This is a genomic window from Myxococcus virescens, assembly GCF_900101905.1.
GTDB lineage: Bacteria > Myxococcota > Myxococcia > Myxococcales > Myxococcaceae > Myxococcus > Myxococcus virescens.
In genome coordinates this window covers 53,143-71,465 of the sequence record NZ_FNAJ01000023.1, presented here as the reverse complement: position 1 = coordinate 71,465, position 18,323 = coordinate 53,143, and the positions used below count along the sequence as shown (strand labels likewise).

At 70.3% G+C, this 18,323-nt stretch carries 20 protein-coding genes; all 20 read left to right on the top strand.

What is annotated here, in order from left to right:
* Nucleotides 1-38: 38 nt before the first annotated feature.
* From fabF to BLU09_RS35075, 20 genes are read left to right on the top strand one after another with little or no spacing between them, the layout of a single operon-like run.
* The gene (gene fabF / locus BLU09_RS35170; protein ID WP_090495522.1) at nucleotides 39-1,292 is read left to right on the top strand and encodes a beta-ketoacyl-ACP synthase II; all 1,254 of its coding nucleotides are present in this window, start codon (nucleotides 39-41) and stop codon (nucleotides 1,290-1,292) included.
* Between the two features lie 20 nt (nucleotides 1,293-1,312).
* On the top strand, nucleotides 1,313-1,756 hold the full coding sequence (gene rpiB, locus BLU09_RS35165) for a ribose 5-phosphate isomerase B (RefSeq protein ID WP_090495521.1): 444 nt from the start codon (nucleotides 1,313-1,315) through the stop codon (nucleotides 1,754-1,756).
* A 36-nt stretch (nucleotides 1,757-1,792) separates the two neighbouring features.
* The gene (glyA, locus tag BLU09_RS35160) at nucleotides 1,793-3,049 is read left to right on the top strand and encodes a serine hydroxymethyltransferase (protein WP_090495520.1); all 1,257 of its coding nucleotides are present in this window, start codon (nucleotides 1,793-1,795) and stop codon (nucleotides 3,047-3,049) included.
* 21 nt (nucleotides 3,050-3,070) lie between these two features.
* Nucleotides 3,071-3,577 carry a transcriptional regulator NrdR gene (gene nrdR / locus BLU09_RS35155; RefSeq protein WP_090495519.1) on the top strand — a complete coding sequence of 169 codons (507 nt, stop codon included), beginning with the start codon at nucleotides 3,071-3,073 and terminating at the stop codon, nucleotides 3,575-3,577.
* 9 nt (nucleotides 3,578-3,586) lie between these two features.
* Entirely contained in the window at nucleotides 3,587-4,750 is a 1,164-nt protein-coding gene (gene ribD / locus BLU09_RS35150) for a bifunctional diaminohydroxyphosphoribosylaminopyrimidine deaminase/5-amino-6-(5-phosphoribosylamino)uracil reductase RibD (RefSeq protein ID WP_090495518.1), read from the top strand.
* A gap of 51 nt (nucleotides 4,751-4,801) precedes the next feature.
* Complete coding sequence (locus tag BLU09_RS35145) at nucleotides 4,802-5,464, top strand: riboflavin synthase (protein WP_090495517.1); 663 nt, start codon at nucleotides 4,802-4,804, stop codon at nucleotides 5,462-5,464.
* 40 nt (nucleotides 5,465-5,504) lie between these two features.
* Entirely contained in the window at nucleotides 5,505-6,008 is a 504-nt protein-coding gene (gene ribH, locus BLU09_RS35140; RefSeq protein WP_020478482.1) for a 6,7-dimethyl-8-ribityllumazine synthase, read from the top strand.
* A gap of 3 nt (nucleotides 6,009-6,011) precedes the next feature.
* Nucleotides 6,012-6,434 (top strand): transcription antitermination factor NusB, encoded by a 423-nt coding sequence (nusB, locus tag BLU09_RS35135; RefSeq protein ID WP_011554748.1) that lies wholly within the window; start codon nucleotides 6,012-6,014, stop codon nucleotides 6,432-6,434.
* Between the two features lie 30 nt (nucleotides 6,435-6,464).
* Nucleotides 6,465-6,956, top strand: a complete 492-nt coding sequence (locus BLU09_RS35130) for a M17 family peptidase N-terminal domain-containing protein (RefSeq protein ID WP_090495516.1) — start codon at nucleotides 6,465-6,467, stop codon at nucleotides 6,954-6,956.
* A 55-nt stretch (nucleotides 6,957-7,011) separates the two neighbouring features.
* A complete protein-coding gene (locus BLU09_RS35125; RefSeq protein ID WP_011554746.1) occupies nucleotides 7,012-7,386 on the top strand; it encodes a response regulator in 375 nt (124 codons plus the stop codon).
* A complete protein-coding gene (locus BLU09_RS35120) occupies nucleotides 7,383-9,956 on the top strand; it encodes a chemotaxis protein CheA (protein WP_090495515.1) in 2,574 nt (857 codons plus the stop codon). The genes BLU09_RS35125 and BLU09_RS35120 overlap by 4 nt, the downstream gene beginning before the upstream one ends.
* Before the next feature lie 43 nt (nucleotides 9,957-9,999).
* The gene (locus BLU09_RS35115; protein ID WP_090495514.1) at nucleotides 10,000-10,566 is read left to right on the top strand and encodes a chemotaxis protein CheW; all 567 of its coding nucleotides are present in this window, start codon (nucleotides 10,000-10,002) and stop codon (nucleotides 10,564-10,566) included.
* On the top strand, nucleotides 10,563-11,087 hold the full coding sequence (locus BLU09_RS35110) for a chemotaxis protein CheW (protein WP_090495513.1): 525 nt from the start codon (nucleotides 10,563-10,565) through the stop codon (nucleotides 11,085-11,087). Before BLU09_RS35115 ends, BLU09_RS35110 begins: the two co-directional genes overlap by 4 nt.
* 21 nt (nucleotides 11,088-11,108) lie before the next feature.
* A complete protein-coding gene (locus BLU09_RS35105; protein WP_090495512.1) occupies nucleotides 11,109-11,486 on the top strand; it encodes a hypothetical protein in 378 nt (125 codons plus the stop codon).
* Nucleotides 11,483-13,462, top strand: a complete 1,980-nt coding sequence (locus BLU09_RS35100) for a HEAT repeat domain-containing protein (protein WP_090495511.1) — start codon at nucleotides 11,483-11,485, stop codon at nucleotides 13,460-13,462. The genes BLU09_RS35105 and BLU09_RS35100 overlap by 4 nt, the downstream gene beginning before the upstream one ends.
* 9 nt (nucleotides 13,463-13,471) lie before the next feature.
* Nucleotides 13,472-14,344 (top strand): CheR family methyltransferase, encoded by an 873-nt coding sequence (locus tag BLU09_RS35095; protein WP_090495510.1) that lies wholly within the window; start codon nucleotides 13,472-13,474, stop codon nucleotides 14,342-14,344.
* Entirely contained in the window at nucleotides 14,341-15,378 is a 1,038-nt protein-coding gene (locus BLU09_RS35090) for a protein-glutamate methylesterase/protein-glutamine glutaminase (protein ID WP_090495509.1), read from the top strand. Before BLU09_RS35095 ends, BLU09_RS35090 begins: the two co-directional genes overlap by 4 nt.
* Before the next feature lie 41 nt (nucleotides 15,379-15,419).
* Nucleotides 15,420-15,800: a response regulator gene (locus BLU09_RS35085; protein WP_011554738.1), complete on the top strand. Its 381-nt coding sequence runs from the start codon at nucleotides 15,420-15,422 to the stop codon at nucleotides 15,798-15,800.
* Nucleotides 15,801-15,816: 16 nt separating this feature from the next.
* Nucleotides 15,817-16,566: an ABC transporter ATP-binding protein gene (locus BLU09_RS35080; RefSeq protein ID WP_090495508.1), complete on the top strand. Its 750-nt coding sequence runs from the start codon at nucleotides 15,817-15,819 to the stop codon at nucleotides 16,564-16,566.
* Complete coding sequence (locus tag BLU09_RS35075; protein ID WP_090495507.1) at nucleotides 16,563-18,293, top strand: putative ABC exporter domain-containing protein; 1,731 nt, start codon at nucleotides 16,563-16,565, stop codon at nucleotides 18,291-18,293. Before BLU09_RS35080 ends, BLU09_RS35075 begins: the two co-directional genes overlap by 4 nt.
* The last annotated feature ends 30 nt before the right edge of the window (nucleotides 18,294-18,323 follow it).

The following is an 18,323-nucleotide window of genomic DNA, read 5'->3' as shown; positions in this document are numbered from 1 at the left end:
CGGCGTCCCCGGTGTCCCAGGCGCCACCGGAGAGGACCGTGTCACAACGTCGAGTCGTCGTCACCGGAACCGGGCTTGTTTCGGCTCTGGGAACCGGAACCGAGAAGAACTGGCAGGCGTTGATCGCCGGCAAGTCGGGTATTGCCCAGGTCACGCGCTTTGACGTTGGCAAAATCGACACGCGCATCGCGGGCGAGGTGAAGGACTTCGAGCCCGAGGCGTTCATCGAAAAGCGCGAAGTGCGCCGGATGGACCTGTATGCGCAGTTCGCATTGGCTGCCGCGCAGATGGCCGTGACGGAGTCGGGCATTCCCATTGGCCCGGATGCGCCGCACGGCTACATGCCGGAGAAGGTCGGCGTCATCGTCGGCTCGGGCATCGGCGGTATCTCTTCGCTGGAAGAGCAGCACCGCAAGGGGTTGGAGAAGGGGTTCGACCGGTTGTCGCCCTTCTTCATCATCCAGATGATCATCAACATGGCGCCCGGCCTCATCTCCATGCGGTACAACTGCAAGGGGCCGAACTGGGCGCCGGTGTCCGCGTGCGCCACCAGTGCCCACGCCATTGGCGAGGCCTGGAAGTCCATCCGCCTGGGTGAGACGGACGCGGTCATCGCCGGCGGCGCCGAGGCGGCCATCACCCCGCTGGGGCTGGGTGGCTTCTCGGTGATGAAGGCGCTGTCCACGCGCAATGATGATCCGGCCGGGGCCAGCCGTCCCTTCGACAAGGACCGTGACGGCTTCGTCATGGGCGAGGGCGCGGGCATCCTGGTGCTGGAGGAGATGGAGGCCGCGAAGAAGCGCGGCGCCAACATCCTGGCGGAGGTGGTGGGGTACGGTGCCAACTCGGACGCGTACCACGTCACCCAGCCGGCGCCGGAAGGCGAGGGCGCGGCGCGCTGCATGCGGCTGGCGCTCCAGTCCGCGGGGATGAACCCGGAGGACGTGGGCTACATCAACGCTCACGGCACCTCGACGCCGTTCAACGATGCGAACGAGACCAAGGCCATCAAGACGGTGTTCGGCGACCACGCGCGGAAGCTCGCCGTGTCGTCGACCAAGTCGATGACGGGCCACATGCTCGGCGCGGCGGGCGGCTTCGAGGGCGTGGTCAGCGCGCTGGCGCTGGCGCGGAACATCCTGCCGCCCACCATCAACCAGACGACGCCTGATCCGGACTGCGACCTGGACTACGTGCCCAACCAGGCGCGTGAGGCCCGGGTGGACGCGGTGATGAGCAACTCGTTTGGCTTCGGCGGCACCAACGCCGTGCTGGTGTTCAAGCGCTTCTAGCCGTCCCAGGAGAAACCCGCGTGAAAGTCATCCTCGCTTCAGACCACGCGGGCCTGGAGCTCCGGCAGGAACTGGTGGCCGCGCTCACCGCGCGGGGCGTGGCCCACGAAGACGTGGGTCCCGTCACGCGGGACTCGGTGGACTATCCGGACTTCGCCGCGCGGGTGTCCCGCGCCGTGGCGTCCGGGGAGGCCACGCTGGGCGTGCTGGTGTGTGGCACCGGCATTGGCATGAGCATCGTCGCCAACAAGCACAAGGGCATCCGGGCGGCCCTGTGCACCACGGAGTTCGAGGCCCGGATGGCCCGGGCCCACAATGACGCCAACGTGCTGTGCCTGGGCCAGCGCGTGGTGGGGGCCGGCGTGGGCCGCGCCATCCTGGAGGCGTTCCTCAGCACTGCTTTCGAAGGCGGCCGCCACGAGCGGCGCGTCCAGATGATTCGCGAGGCCGAGTCCCAGGGCTAACGGCCCCGCCGTACCCGTCGTTCGAGGGAGTCCGCCATGGAGAACATCCGTACGCTGGCCGAAGTGGACCCGGAGATTGCCCGCGTCCTCCGCGAGGAGACCCAGCGCCAGGAGGAAGGGCTGGAGCTCATCGCTTCGGAGAACTTCGTCTCTCCGGCGGTGATGGAGGCGGTGGGCTCGGTGCTCACCAACAAGTACGCGGAAGGCTACCCCGGCAAGCGCTACTACGGCGGCTGCGAGGTGGTGGACGTGGCGGAGAACCTGGCCATCGCCCGCGCCAAGGACCTGTTCGGCGCGGACGCGGTCAACGTGCAGGCGCACTCCGGCAGCCAGGCCAACATGGGCGCCTTCATGGCGCTGATGAAGCCGGGCGACACCATGCTGTCGCTGGACCTCAACTCCGGCGGCCACCTCACCCACGGCGCCACGTTCAACTTCTCCGGCAAGCTCTACAAGGTCGTCCACTACGGCCTGACGCGTGACACGGAGACCATCGACTTCGCGCAGGTGGAGTCACTGGCCAAGGAGCACAAGCCGAAGGTCATCGTCGTGGGCGCCAGTGCGTACCCGCGCACGCTGGACTTCGCGAAGTTCCGTGAGATCGCCGACGCGGTGGGCGCGGCGATGCTGGTGGACATGGCGCACATCGCCGGCCTGGTGGCCGCGGGCGTGCACCCCTCGCCGGTGCCGGTGGCGGACATCGTCACCAGCACCACGCACAAGACGCTGCGCGGTCCGCGTGGTGGCCTGGTGCTGAGCCGCGAGCCCTACGCCAAGGCCATCAACAGCCAGATCTTCCCCGGCATCCAGGGCGGCCCGCTGATGCACGTCATCGCCGGCAAGGCGGTGGCCTTCAAGGAGGCGCTGTCGCCGGAGTTCAAGGCGTACCAGCGGCAGCTTGTCGCCAACGCGAAGGCGCTGGCGGAGGCGCTCCAGCGCGCGGGCCTGCGGCTGACGTCCGGTGGCACGGACAACCACCTGATGCTGGTGGACCTGCGCCCCAAGAAGCTCACGGGCAAGGTGGCCGAAGCGGTGCTGGACAAGGCCGGCATCACCGTGAACAAGAACATGATTCCGTTCGACCCGGAGAAGCCGATGACCACGTCCGGCATCCGGGTGGGCACGCCGGCCATCACCACGCGCGGCATGCGCGAGGCGGAGATGGCGGTGGTGGGGCGGCTCATCGGCGAGGCGTTGGACGCCGCGCAGGACGACGCCGCGCTGGCCCGCATCAAGGGGCAGGTGAAGGAGCTTTCGCAGGGGTTCCCGCTCTACGCCTCGCGGTTGAAGTAGATTCGCGGGCTGTACCCTTCCATGCGCTGCCCCTTCTGTCAGGACGCCGAGAACAAGGTCATCGACTCCCGTGAGTCACACGAGGGCTCCGTCATCCGGCGGCGCCGCGAGTGCCTGACCTGCAAGCGCCGCTTCACCACGTATGAGCGGGTGGAGGAGCTCTACCCGCTCATCGTGAAGAAGGACGGGCGGCGCGAGGCGTTCGACCGGGAGAAGATCGTCAACGGGCTGAAGAAGGCGTGTGAGAAGCGGCCCGTGTCGGCGGATCAGCTCGAGGAGACGGTGGTCGCCATCGAGCGGCAGCTGCAGGGCATGGGCGAGAAGGAAGTGCCCTCGTCCGTCATCGGCGAGGAGATCATGCGCCGGCTGCGGCAGCTGGACGAGGTGGCCTATGTCCGCTTCGCGTCCGTGTACCGCAGCTTCCGCGACATCGCGGAGTTCATGGACGAGCTGAAGGCCCTGCGCGAGGCGGAGGCGCGCGAGCAGCGCCAGTCGCCTCCCTCGGCACCGGTGGACAAGGGCGGTTAGAGAAAGCACATGCGGCTGTTGACACGGGCAAGGTTGGAAGCGACACGGGCGCCCCGGGCGAAGCGAGCAGCGGACTTCGACCGGGCGGTGGCTGAGTTCTTCATGCGCATCGCGCTGGAGGAAGCCGCCAAGGGCCTGGGCCGCACCAGCCCCAACCCCGTCGTGGGCGCGGTGCTGGTGAAGGGCGGGCGCATCATCGCCCGCGGCTACCACAAGAAGGCGGGCAGCGCGCACGCGGAGGTCGTCGCGCTGGAGGCGGCCGGTGCGCGCGCCAAGGGCGCGGACCTCTACACCACGCTGGAGCCGTGCGACCACTACGGGCGTACCCCGCCGTGCAGCATGGCCATCATCGAGGCGGGCGTCCGGCGCGTCATCTGCGCGTCGGCGGACCCCAACCCGAAGGTGAGTGGCAAGGGCGTGGCGCGGATGCGGCGCGCCGGGCTCAAGGTCCTCACGGGCGTGCTCGCGGAGGATGCGGACCGCCTCAACCGGCCCTTCTTCAAGATGATCCGCACGGGCCTGCCCTGGGTGACGCTCAAGGCGGCGGTGACGCTGGACGGGAAGCTGGCCACCGCGACCGGTGACTCGCGCTGGGTGACGGGGGCGCCGGCGCGCGCCTGGGTCCACCGGCTGCGGGACTCGGTGGACGTCATCCTGGTGGGGGCCAACACCGTCCGGAAGGACGACCCGAAGCTGACCACGCGGCTGCCTGGAGGCGGTGGGAAGGACCCGCTGCGCGTGGTGGTGGACAGCCACCTGCGCCTTTCCCCGGGCTACACCCTCTTCACGCAGCGCAGCCCCGCGCGCACCGTGGTGGCCACGCTGGAGGACCCGGAGGGCCGCAAGGCGCGGCGCTTCCTGGCCCAGGGCGTCGACGTCTGGCAGCTCCGCGAGAAGGCAGGGCAGGTGGACCTCAAGGCCCTGCTGCGGCGGCTGGCGAAGGGCGGCCACAACCACGTCATGGTGGAGGGCGGCGCGGAGATGTACGGCTCCTTCCTGCGTGGGCGCCTCGCGGATTCGCTGGCGCTGTTCCTGGCGCCCAAGCTGATTGGCAGCCCGGGCCTGTCGTGGGCCGGCGACCTGGGCGTGAAGGAGATGGCCCAGGCCCTGGCGGTGAAGGACCTCGCCTTTGAACGCCACGGCGACGACATCCTGCTCCAGGCGCTGTTGTAGGACACGAGCGGCCGTGGGCGCAGGCGGGGCCGGTCCGTTATAAGCGGCCCCATGTTTACCGGCCTCATTCAGGACCTTGGCAGGGTGGAGCGCGTCATTCCCGGCGGGATGACCGACCTGTGGATTCACACCGCGCTGGGCGCGGCGGCCTTCGAGCTGGGCGAGTCGATTGCCGTCAACGGCGCCTGCCTCACGGTGGTGGAGCGCACCGGCGACAGCTTCCGCGTGCAGGCCGCGCCGGAGACGCTGCGCCGGACGACGCTCGGCTCCGTGAAGCCCGGAGACCAGGTGAACCTGGAGCGGGCCCTGGCGCTGGGGGACCGGCTGGGCGGGCACCTGGTCTCTGGCCACGTGGACGCCGTCAGTGAGGTGCTGGAGACGTACCCGGAGGGAGGCTCCTGGGTGATGGGGTTCCGGCTGCCGGAGGAGCTGGCGCCGTACTTCATCGAGAAGGGCTCGGTGGCCATCGACGGCATCAGCCTCACCGTCAACACGGTGGAGGCGGACCGGTTCCGGGTGCAGCTCATCCCGGAGACGCAGGAGCGCACCACCTTGAAGGCGCGGGGCGTGGGGTCGAAGGTGAACCTGGAGGCGGACCAGATAGGGAAGTACGTGGCGCGGCTGTTCGCGCTCCAGCGGGGCCAGGGGGCTCCCGGGGGAGGTGGCGGGCTGACGGCGGCGGCCATCGCGGCTGCGGGGTTTGGCACGCCGTAGCAGGCGACGCCGGGCCCCGGGGTGGTGTAGGAAGCGCGGCATGCCTCGCTACTTCGACGGTGACTTTCTACCCCCCAAGGGCCGCTTCGCCATCTGCGTGGCCCGCTTCAACGGCTTCATCACCGAGGAGCTGGCCAAGGGCGCCGTGGACACGCTGGTGCGCCACGGCGTGGCCGACGCGGACATCGACGTGTACCGCTGCCCCGGAACCTATGAGCTGCCCGGTCTGGTCCGGCGCGTGACCGAGACGCGGCAGTACGTGGGCGTCATCACCCTGGGCGCCGTCATCCGAGGCGGGACGCCGCACTTCGACTACGTGGCCGGCGAGTGCGCCAAGGGCATTGGCGCGGTGGCCTTCGAGGCCGCGGCGGCCACCCCGGCCACGACGGTGACTTTTGGCGTGCTGACGACGGACACGGTGGAACAGGCCATCGACCGGGCGGGCGTGAAGGCGGGGAACAAGGGAGCGGAGGCCACACTGGCCTGCATCGAGATGGTCAATCTGTACGCGAAGATGTCGGCGACGGACGGAAGGAAGGCGTAGGTCATGGGCGCGCGAAGAACGGGACGTGAGCGTGCGCTGCAGGCGCTCTACCAGTTGGAGATGGCCACCGCGACGACGGCGGAGGCGCTGGAGTCGGCCTGGTCGGCCGCCGAGGAGAGCAACAAGCGGGACCCGGACGCGGTGAAGTTCGCCCGGGAGCTGGTGGAAGGTGTGCAGTCCCATCGGGACGAAATCGACCAGCTCATTGAGCGCCACAGCCACAACTGGCGCCTGGACCGCATGTCGCGCATCGACCGGAACGTGCTGCGACTGGGCATCTTCGAGCTGAAGTACCGCCCGGACATCCCCCGCAAGGTGTCCATCAACGAGGCGGTGGAGCTGGGCAAGAACTTCGGCAATGAAGAATCGAGCGCGTTCGTCAACGGGCTCCTGGACCGCGTCGCGGTCGCCTTGAACAAGCCGTGAGCCGCTGACGCCAGCCGCGAGGGACGCGCCGTGAGCCAGACGACGACGCACGACATCGGATTGGAGGGCCTGGACACGCTCGGCGGGGTGGACGCGCTCTGCCTCTTCATCGCCGAGGATGACCGGCCCCTGCCGTCCTCCGCGGGCTTCGTGGACTGGCGGCTGTGTGGCTCGCTCTCGCGGGTGCTCAAGGCCGGCTTCTTCACGGGCGCGAAGGATGACTGGCTGCTGCTGCCCTCGGACGGGAAGCTGGCGGTGCCCCGTATCTTCGTCGTGGGGCTGGGCGCGCGTCAGCGACTGGACGCGGGCACGTTGAACGACGCGATGGCTGAAGCGGGACGGGTGCTGTCCAAGGCCCGGGTGGAGTCCGTGGCGCTGGAAGTGCCCGCCGGTGGCCAGGTGGAGGACGCCGCGCGGGCCGCGGCTTTCCAGAAGGGCTTCCTGCCCGCGTTCAAGGGCGAACGGGTGGCCGTCCTGGCGGACAAGGGACTCGTCAAGTCGCTGCCTGCACGCAAGGGCTGACGCTCGGCGGGCGGGCGGGCCTTCTGCTAGCATGTCTCGCCCGGGGCGAGCGCACATGCGTGTCAAGGTGTTGATTGTCGAGGACTCGAAAGCATCGCGCGAGTACATCGCCGCGATGGTCGAGGCCGTGGAGGGCGTCGAGGTGGTGGTGACCTCGAGCGGCTTCGAGGCCCTGAAGCTGCTGCCGCGTCACCGCTTCGAGCTCATCATCACCGACATCAACATGCCTGACATCAACGGGCTGGAGCTCATCAACTTCGTCAAGAAGAACCCCAACTACCGCGAAGTGCCGCTCTTCATCATCACCACGGAGGGGCGCGATCAGGACCGCGAGCGCGGGCTCGCGCTGGGCGCCGCGGAGTATCTGGTCAAGCCCTTCCTCCCCGGGAGCCTCGAAGCGCTCCTGCGGCGCTACCTGAAGCTGCCGTGAGTCCGGTAAGCAAGGCGCTGGCCGAGTTCGTGGCCGAGGCGACGGAGATTCTCGACGCCCTGGCCAGGGACCTGCTCGTGCTCGACGAGCGCCGGGGCTACGAGGCGGACCCGGACCTGGTCAACGGCATCTTCCGCGCGGCGCATTCGCTCAAGGGGTTGTCGGGGCTGTTCGGCCAGGAGCGCATCTCCCGGTTGGCGCATGGGACGGAGGACCTGCTCGACAGGCTTCGGCTGGGGAAGCTGCTGCTGGACGGCGCGGTCCTCGATGCGCTGATTGAAGCGCTGGATGCGTTCCAGGCGCTGCTGGGCGAGGCCGCTCGCGGCGCGGAGAGCGAAAGCCTGTCCGCCCGCGTGGATGCGATGGCCGCGCGGATGGCGTCGATGGGCGCTCCGGCGGAGGTGGCTGCGGACGACCCGCTGGACCGCTTGGAACTGGAGGCGCAGGTCCGCTCCGTCTTCACGGAGTACGAGGAACACCGGCTGCGGGAGAACGTGCGGCGGGGTGTGTCGCTGTGGCGCGTGCGGGCCGCCTTTGATTTGTCCGACTTCGACAAGGGACTGGCGGAGCTCAACGCGAGGCTCAAGCCGCTGGGCGAGGTCATCAGCACGTTGCCGTCCGCGCAGCCGGGTGGCGCGCATGGCATCGCGTTCGACCTGATTTTCGGTGCGCAGGTCGACCGTGTGTCCCTGGAGACGGGCCTGAAGGGGACGCCCGCGGAGCTGTCCGCGCTGACGGTGCGCCCGGCCGCGGCGGCTGCGACGAGCGCGCTGCTTCAGGCCGCGCAACCCGCCGCGACGATTCGCGCGTCCGGGGGCGCGAAGTCGGAGACGCGGCCTGGAGACGCGGCGACGCAGGATGGGGACGCAGGCGCTGCTCAGGACGCAGCGGCAGGGGGCGTCGCGGCTCCTGATGTGCCCATCCGCGTGACGGATGCGGCCCCAGAGGCGTCGCGGAAGGGCGCAACGCCCTCGCGCGGCTCCCGGGGGACGTCCACGGACGCCAAGGCTTTGCCCGCGGCGGGGCATTCGGCGTCGCCCAAGGGCGGCGGCAAGAAGAAGGGGGGGCGCGCGACGCCCGCCGCGATGCCTCCCGAGGCGCAGCAGCCGCTCCTTCCGCACGTACCGGAAGACACGGAGCCTGGGCCCCTGGAATGGCCCACGTCGGACGCCGACGTGCCTGCCAATGCCGGCGGCTCGTCTTCACCGACTGCCGCGCCCGGCCCCTCCAGTGTGCCCGTCGTCGCCTACCTCCAGGGCGCCGCCAAGGCATCACCCAAGGGGCTCTCGGTGGCCCCAGCGGCACCGGCCGGCGCCCCCGTGAGCACCCCAGCGGCGCTGACGGCGGACACGTCGCTGCGCTCCCTGACGCAGACCGTGCGGGTGGACATCGGGCGCCTGGATGGCCTCATCAACATGGTGGGCGAGCTGCTGCTCATCAAGGCCAACCTCCAGCGGCTCGCGGAGTCCGCGAGGCAGGACGGCGCGGTGGCGCTCTCCAAGCTGTTCGGCCAGGAGCTGGCGCGCGAAACGCGAGGCCTGGAGCGCAAGCTGGAAGCCCTCCAGGAAGGCCTCCTGGAAGCGCGGATGGTCCCCGTGGGCCAGGTGTTCGACAAGCTGGCGCGGTTGGTGCGACGCATCACCCGCGAGGCGGGCAAGGAAATCGAGCTCGCCATCAGCGGCGGCGAGGTGGAGCTGGACAAGCTCATCGTCGAGGAACTCAGCGACCCGCTGATGCACCTCATCCGCAACGCCATCGACCACGGCGTCGAATCCCCCGACGCCCGTCTGGCCGCGGGCAAGCCCCGGCGCGCGGTGGTGGGCCTGCGCGCCGAGCAGAAGGGCAACCACGTCGTCATCGAGGTGAGTGACGACGGCTCTGGTATCGACGAGGTGCGCGTGCGCGAGGTGGCCATCACGCGCGGCCTCATCACCTTCGCGCAGGCCCAGGAGATGAGCCGGAGGGAGCTGCTCAACCTCATCTTCCAGCCCGGCTTCTCCACCGCCCGCAGCGTGTCCGAGCTCTCCGGCCGGGGCGTCGGCCTGGACGTGGTGAAGAACAACCTGGGCAACCTGTCGGGCATCATCGACGTGTGGAGCGAGCGCGGAAAGGGCACCGCCTTCCACCTCACGCTCCCCGTCACACTGGCCATCATTCGCGCGCTGCTGGTGGGCGTCAGTGGCCGCACCTACGCGGTGCCGCTCAACAGCGTGCTGGAAATCATCTCCGTCCAGCCCAAGGAAATCCGCACCGTGGAGCGGCGCGAGGTCCTGGACCTGCGCGGACAGACGTTGCCCTTCGTGCGGCTGGCTCGCATGTTCGCCTTGCCGGAGCGCCCGGTGAGTCGCCACTTCGTCGTGGTGGTGGGCCTGGCCCAGGAGCGCCTGGGCATCGCCGTGGACGAATTGCACGGTCAGCAGGACATCGTCACCAAGCCCCTGGGGGGCAGGCTCCAGTCCGTCCGGGGCATCTCCGGCGCCACCGAACTGGGCAACCGGCGCACCGTCCTGGTGCTGGACGTGGCGGCGCTCCTGGAAGAGGGCATGGCCGTGGAGCGGCGTCGCGCCTGACCCTCGCTGCGAACGGGCGCGCCGGCTGCTATCCTGCGTCGCTGTGTCCCGGTTCTCGGAACTGCTCGACGACTTCTTCTACCGTCCTGACGAGGACGTCTCCGGGCTCCAGGACTTCGCGGCGGGCAGCGACGGTGTCTTGCCCGCGGCCCCCGAAGAGGTGCCCGAGGAGTATCTGGCCTTTCGCCTGGAAGGGGAGTGCTACGCGGTCCCCATCCGGGGGGTGCGTGAAATCTCCAAGGTTCCGCCGCTGACGGAGATTCCCCGCGCCGAGCCTCAACTCCTGGGGGTGATGAACCTGCGCGGTGAGCTGCTGCCCGTATACGACGTCAAGGTGCGGCTGCGGCTGGCGGAGCGGGCGCCCCTGGTCGCCGGGCCCGACGCGCCGGCGCCGCCCCGGAGCGCTCGCATCCTCGTGCTGCGCACGGAGACGGGGCCCGCGGGGGTGTGGGTGGATGGCGTGGTGGGCGTGGTGAAGCTCAAGCCGTCCATGCTGGAGGCGCCGCCACCGGGGATGCGCGTGGGTGACAGGGATTGCGTGGTGGGCATGGGCCGGCGTGGCCCCATGCTCTACATCCTCTTGGACGCGGAACAGGCGCTCGCCCCATGAAGGACTCTGTCAACCTGCTGTCGCGGCGTCCCCACGCGGTCCCGGATGAAGTGTCCTCGGCCGCGGACACGGTGGTGCAACTCTGTGCCTTCTTCATCGGCGCCGAGGAGTACGTGCTGGACATCATGCGGGTGGAGGAAATCCTCCCGCTCCAGCGCATCACCCCCATCCCCCACGCCCCGGCGTTCGTGGAGGGCGTGCTCCACCTGCGCGGCCTCATCCTGCCGGTGGTGGACCTGCGGTGCCGGCTCCTGGGCACGCCGGGGCCGGAGACGCCGAAGACGCGGCTGCTGGTCTGCAAGCTGGGTACGCGGCGCGTGGCGGTGAAGGTGGACCGGGTAGCGGAGGTGCTGCGCGTGCGGCGCGGCGACATCAAGCCCGCGCCCGCGCTGAGGGTGGCGGGACACACGCCCTTTGTCGTCGGTGTCTGTGGACCACCGGACCGGCTCCGGCTGCTGCTGGACCTCAAGGCATTGCTGCGCGTGGAGTTGGAGCGCGAGTCTTCAAGGAACACAACGTAGGCGCACACATGGGGGATTGAGGTGGGCCATCAAGGACTGGAGCAGCACCGAAGAATCCTCGGCATCCTCTTCATCGTCATCAACGGGCTGTCGGTGCTCATCGCCGTGGGAGTGATGCTGTTCTTCGGGGCGATGGGCGGGATGTTGCCAGGCGCGAAGCCCGAGGAACGGGCGCTGATTGTTGCCATGGGCATGGGCGTGGGCGGGTGCCTGGCGCTGCTGGGGTTGCCGGGTGTCATCACCGGCTTCGGGCTGCTGTATCGCAAAGCGTGGTCGAGGACGCTGACACTGGTGCTGGGCATCCTCGCCATTCCCAATGTTCCGCTGGGCACGGCCCTGGGGGCCTACGCCCTCTGGTTCTACCTCCAGCCAGGGTCTGACCAGGTCTTCGACACATGAGCCCCCACTCCGAGCCCCCGGTCGAGGAAGAGGCGCGCTACCTCGCACTCCAGTCGCTGGACCCGTGCACCGCGGGCGTTCTGGAGATTCTCGTCGTCGGTTTGCATGACGAGAGCTGGCGCGTGCGCCACGTCGCGGCGGAGGCCCTCAAGCGGATGCCCGCCTCGAGCGAGCTCGCGGCCCGGCTCATCTCCGTGCTGGGGGAGCGAGGGGAGACGGGGGCTCGGAACGCGGCGGCGGAGGCGCTCGCGGGGTTGGGCAGTGTCGCGTTGGGCCCGTTGGTGGACCTGCTGGCCCATCCGGACCCGGACCAACGCAAGTTCGCCGCGGACATCCTTGGGCAACTGGGTCAGCGCGACGCGGAGGGCCCCCTGGTGCGTTCGCTGTCGGACGCGGACCTCAACGTGCGTGTGTCCGCGGCGGAGGCGCTGGGGCGCATTGGCGGCGCGCAGGCCGTCACCGCGCTGGAGGCGCTGCTGGCCGAGCCGGAGCCGCTGCTTCGCCTGTCCGCCCTGGAAGGGTTGACGCTGCTTCAGCATGCGGCGCCCCTGCCGGTGGTGAAGGCCTTGCTGGAGGACCCTCGGCTTCAGCGGAGCGCCTATCGGATGCTGGGCCTCCTTCCGGAGGCGGACGCGACGGTGCGCATCTGCCAGGGGCTCACGTCGGAGTTGCGCTCGGTGCGAGAGGCGGCGCTGTCCGCGCTGGGGACCCAGGCCGCGCGTGCCGCGGACGCGCGGCGTGGGGCGCTCGAAGCGGTGGTGCGGAAGGCGCTCTTGCCCCTGCCCGGTCTGACGCCGCGACTGACCGAGGCGCTGGCGTCCGAGGACGTCATGGTGTGCGCGGGCTCGTTGGTGGCGGTGGCCTCGCTGGGCGAGGCTTCGCTGGCCGTGCCCGTGGCGGAGTGTGCGCGCGAGGCGCGGCTGCTGCGCGAGGTGCTGCGTACGCTGGGCAGGTTGGGGCCGGACGGCGGGCGCACCTTGCTTCAGCGTCTGCCGGACCTGTCCCTGCCGGCGCGGGCCGCCGCAGCCGAAGCGCTGGTGGACCTGGTCGACGCCTCGGCGGTGGCGCCGCTGTGCGCGTTGCTGGAGTGGGTGGAGGACGAGCTTCGCGCGGTGGTGGTGCGTGCCTTGGGGAGGACAGGCGCGGCCTCGGCGGTGTCGCCGCTCGTCGCCCTGCTGGAAGAGCCATCCCTCGCGGGCGCGGCGACGCGCTCCCTGACCGGGCTGGCGGAGTCGTGCCGGCAGGCGGTGCTGGAGGCGTTGGAGGACGCGGTGGCGCGCAGGGCCACGCCCGCGGCGGTCGCCGCCCTGGCCCACGTGGGCGGCGTGCCGGCCCTGCCCACGTTGAAGCGGCTGGCGCGAGACGAGGACCCTCGGTGGCGCGCGGCGGCGGTGGTGGCGGCGTGTGAGCTGGATGGCGACGTCGGCCGGGAGTTGGTGCGCGCGGCGCTCGCGGATGAGTCCGTGCCGGTGCGCATCGCGGGCACGCGGGCCCTGGCACGACTGGGCGGACCTGACGCGGGCGCGCTGCTGTCACCGGTCCTGAGGGACGAGGACCCCTCCGTGCGGGTGGCCGCGGTGGAGGCGGCGGGGGACTGCGGCGCGTTGGACCGGGTGCCGGACCTGGTGGCCCTGACGCGGGATGCGGATGGCGCGCTGGCGGTGGCCGCGGTGCGGGCCCTGGCGCGGATGGGAGCGGCGGGCCCCGGGGTGTTGCGGGAGGCCGCGGGCCATCCGGACGTGGAGGTGGTGAAGGCGGCGCTGGTGGCGGGGGCGGAGTCGTCGGCCGGGGTGACGATGGCGCTGTCCCTGCTGCGTCATGCGCGCTGGGATGTCCGCGCGGCGGCGGCGCGAGTGCTGGGAGATTCGGCGGGGCCGGAGTGTCTGTCCGCCGCCCGGGAGGCGCTGGAGGCGGAGTCGGACGCCCTGGCGCTGCGAGCCCTCTCCGATGCCGTGGAGCGCCTGCTCCGGCGCTGAGAGGGCTCCATGGCACGCTTCGACGACGGACGTCCGGAGATGTCAGCGGAGGAGTTCCGTCTCCTCCGGGACCACGTGTATTCGCACTGCGGCATCCTGGTGCACGAGGACATGAAGTTCGTGATGGAGCGCCGGCTGTGGCCCCGGCTGGAGTTGCTGGGACTGCTGGACTACGGCGCGTACCACCGCTACCTGCGCTACGACGCCAACCGGCACGCAGAGCTGGAGGCGGCCGTCGAATCCCTCACCACTCACGAGACGTACTTCTTCCGCGAGCCCATGCAGCTCAAGGCCTTCACGGACGAACTGCTCCCGGTGGTGGCGCAGCGCAACGCGCGGCTGCGGCGCCTGCGGGTGTGGTCCGCGGGGTGCTCGTCCGGGGAGGAGGCCTACACGCTGGCGATGCTCCTCAAGGACAGCCGCCGCTTCGACGACTGGGACGTGGAGGTCCTGGGCACGGACATCTCCCGGCGCGTGTTGGCCATGGCGCGGCGAGCGGAGTACGGGCCTTCCGCGCTGCGTGCTACCTCGCCGGAATTGCTGGAACGCCACTTCGTTTCGCTGGGCAACAGCCGCGTGCGCGTCCGGGACGAAGTGCGCGCCTGGGTGTCCTTTGGCCACCACAACCTGCTGGACGAGGTGGGTAGCCAACTGGTGCCACGCATGGATGTGGTGTTCTGCCGCAACGTGCTCATCTACTTCGACCTGGCGGCACGCCGGAAGTTCCTGCGCATCGTTCGGGACCGGCTGGTGCCAGGGGGGTACCTGCTGCTGGGACACTCAGAGAACCTGCTGAACCTGGGCTCGGACTTCGAGTTCGTTCACCTGCGTGGGGACCTGGTGTACCGGAGGCCGGAGCTGGACGAAGGAGCGCGTCGATGAGCAGCAAGGGCGTCATCTCCGTACTGGTCATCGACGACTCGGCCCACAACCGGCGGACCCTCTCCACGATGTTGGAGTCGGAGCCGGACGTGCGAGTGGTGGACCGCGCGGCGGATGGCGAAGAGGGCTTGAAGAAGGTCGTGGACCTGAAGCCCGACGTGGTGACGCTGGACCTGGAGATGCCGAAGCTCGGCGGGTACACATTCCTCCGCCTGCTGATGCGCACGGCGCCCACGCCCGTCATCGTCATCTCCAGCTATTCGCACCGCTCGGATGTCTTCAAGGCGCTGGAGCTGGGGGCGTTCGACTTCATCGCCAAGCCGCAGCACCCGACGTTCGAGGCCATGGAGGCGCTTCGGGTGGAGCTGCTGGAGAAGGTCCGGGCGGCGCGGCACGTGCGCCCCGGTTACCGGCACGCGGCGCCAGGGGCTCGTGCCATGGCGGTGGCGGGCGAGCCGCCGCTGGTGGTGGCCGTGGGCGCCTCCACGGGGGGACCCCCGGCGGTGCAGCGGGTGCTGGAGGGGCTGGCCGTGGAGCCCACGCCGTGCGTGTTGGTCTGCCAGCACATGCCGCCGCAGTTCACCCGCGCCTTCGCGGACCGGCTGGACCGCATCGGCCCCTTCTCGGTGACGGAGGCCCGTGACGGAGACCTGGTCCAGCCCGGGCACGTGTACATCGCTCCAGGCGGGCGGCACATGGTGGTGGCCGAGCGGGGCTCCCGGCTGGAGCTGCACACGCCGCCGTCCACGCCCGTGGACAAGTACGCGCCCAGCGTGGACCGCCTCTTCGTCAGCATGGCGCAGGTGCTCGGCGCCAAGGCCCTGGGGGTGGTGCTCACCGGCATGGGCGCCGACGGCGCGGAGGGCGCGCGCGCGGTGCACCACGCTGGCGGCGAGGTCTGGGCGCAGTCGGAGGAGACCTCGGTGGTGTTCGGCATGCCGGGGGAGGCCATCGCCACCGGGGTGGTGAAGCGGGTGATTCCACTGGGTGACATCGGCCCGGCGCTCGCGGCCCTGGCGCGGCGGCGGCGCTGAAACTCCGGCCCCTGGCGCACGGGTGCTAACGTCCCCGGCCCATGACGCAGCAGATTCGAGCCTTGGTGGTGGATGACTCGCAGGCCATGCGGCGCAGCATCATGTACGCGTTGCAGCGCCTGTCCGGCGTGGTGTGTACCGAGGCCCAGGACGGCGCCGAGGGCTTGAAGAAGCTGACGCAGGGCCGCTTCGACCTGGTGCTCACGGACATCAACATGCCGCTGATGGACGGGCTGAAGCTCATCAGCCACATCCGGCAGGCGACCGAGTACCGGAACGTCCCCATCATCGTCGTCACCACGGAGGGGGCGGCGGCGGACCGGGAGCGCGCGATGAAGCTGGGCGCGAGCGCGTACCTGGTGAAACCCGTGCAGGCGAAGGTCGTGCTGGATACCGTTCGGGACCTGCTGAAGCTGGACTGAAGGTGAGCGCGCACGAATGGATTCCGTCCTGCGGGTGGAGGGCCTGGAGAAGGCGTACGGCGAGGTGAAGGCCGTGCAGGGGCTCACCTTCGAGGTGGCGCCCGGCGAGGTGCTCGGGTTGGTGGGGCCCAACGGCGCGGGGAAGACGTCCACGTTGCGGTGCCTGGCGGGCATCCTGCCGCCCAGCTCGGGCCGCATCCTGGTCGCGGGATATGACTTGTCGCGGACGCCGGTGGATGCGAAGCGCGCGCTGGCCTTCCTGCCGGACGAGCCGCGCTTCTTCGAATACCTCACGGTGTGGGAGCACCTGAACTTCACGGCCCGGCTCTACGGCGTGGAGGACTGGGAGGAGCGGGGCCGCGCGCTGCTGGAGGAGATGGAGCTGACGGGCAAGGAGAAGTCCCTGCCGGGCGAGCTGTCGCGAGGCATGAAGCAGAAGCTGTCCATCGCCTGTGGCTTCCTGCATTCGCCCAAGCTCATCCTCCTGGACGAGCCACTCACCGGCCTGGACCCCATCGGCATCCGGCGGATGAAGGCGTCGCTGCGGCGCCGGGCGGAGGAGGGCGCGGCCCTGGTGCTGTCCTCGCATCTGCTGCCGCTGGTGGAGGAGCTGTGCCACCGGCTGCTCGTCATCGCGGGCGGCAAGGCCATGGCGCTGGGCAGCCTGGAAGACATCCGCGCGCGACTGAGTGGCGCGGAAGGGGAGCACGCCTCGCTGGAAGAGCTCTTCGTCCGAATCACCAGCGCGGGAACGCAGGCGCCGTGAGCTTCCCTCGCGCGGTGGCCTTCCTCTGGGCCGCGACCTGGCGCAATCGCATCCGGCGGCAGTTGGAGCGGCTGCGCAAGCCGCGCTACCTCCTGGGCGTGCTGGTAGGCGTGGCGTATCTCTATTCCGTCTTCTTCCGGCGTTTGGACTTCCGTGGGTCGGTGGGAACGGTGCCCGAAGGTGTGCGGTTGTTCGCCGAGTTGTCGCTGGTCGGCTCCGCGCTGGGGACATTGTTCGCCGCGTGGGCGCTGGGCCGGGACCGGCCGTCGTTGACCTTCTCGGAAACGGAGGTGGTGCAACTCTTCCCCGCGCCCGTCCCTCGCAGGGCCCTGCTGCAATACAAGCTGGTGCGCGGGCTCCTGGGCGCGTCGCTGGGCGCGTTGTTCGCCACGCTGTTCCTCGGGAGGGCCATCAGCCCGCATCCCGTCCTCTTCTTCGTGGGGGCGTGTCTGGCCCTGGGCACGCTCTATCTGCACTCGACGGCGGCGTCCTTCGTGCGCACGCGGCTGTCGGCACGGGGCCTCTGGGGCCAGGTGGTCCGCTGGGGCGCGGTGGGGGGTGTCCTGGCGCTCGTGGCGCTGGCGGTGTTCACCTCGCTGCGAGAGCACCCGGTGCCCGAGGACCTGTCGTCAGGCCGCGCGCTTCGCGGGTGGTTGCAGGCGCTGACGGCGTCTCCCGGCGTGGCGGCCGTGTTGTGGCCGGGCCGGCTGCTGGTGGCGCCAGCGCTGGCGCAGAGCGTGGACGACTTCCTGTGGGCCCTGCCACCGGCGTTGGCGCTGATGGCGGCGCACTACGGCTGGGTGCTCTGGGCCGAAGTTCCGTTCGAGGAAACGGCGGTGGTGCGCGCGGAGTCCCGCTCACGGGAGCGCATGCTGCGGGCCTCGGGGCGGATGACGCGGGTGGGCTCGCTCACGTTGAGCCGCCCTCCATTCCGGCTGCTGCCTCGAGGCCGACCGGAGGTGGCGCTCATCTGGAAGAACCTGATTGCGCGCAAGCGGATGGGGGGCGGGTTCGCGGTGTTCCTCGCCTTCATCATCCTGGGCGGTGTCATCGCGGCGATGATGGGCGACACGCGTCTGTTCACGGACACGCGGCGGGTGCTCGGGCCGGTGGCGCTGGCGTTGTCGGTGATGCTGACGGTGGTGGGGCCGAGCGCGTTCCGCATGGACCTGCGGATGGACCTGCCCAAGCTGGACCTGCTGCGCGCCATGCCACTGACAGGACGGCAGGTGGTGCGCGCGCAGTTGGCGGCATCCTCACTGGCCCTGGCCTCGTTCCAGCTCGCGCTGTTGGCGGTGGCGCTCGTCCTGGGGCCCGGCGTGGAGGCGTCGCGCCTGGGCGGCTGGTGGTGGCCAGGAGGGCTGGCGCTGGCGTTCCTGCTTCCGGCCGTGTCGCTGTCGGGCCTCTTCGTGCAGAACGCGGCGGTGGTCCTCTTTCCCTCGTGGGTACCGGCGGACACAGGCGAGCGGGCACGCGGCATCGAGGCGATGGGCCAGCGTCTGCTGGCCGTCGTGGGCACGCTGGTGGTGATGCTGGTGGGGTTGATTCCCGCGGGGCTGGTGGCGCTCGTGGTGGGCCTCCCTGTGTCGACGCTGTTGGGCCCCTGGGCCCTGCCCGTGGCGGGCTTCGTCGCGGCGGGGGTGTTGGTGGGAGAGGTGTGGCTGGGCGTCATGGCGCTGGGCCACGCCTTCGAGCGCCTGGATGTCTCCGAGGACCGGCCAGAATAGGTCGTCCCGTTCGCTCCTGGACGTGCGCGT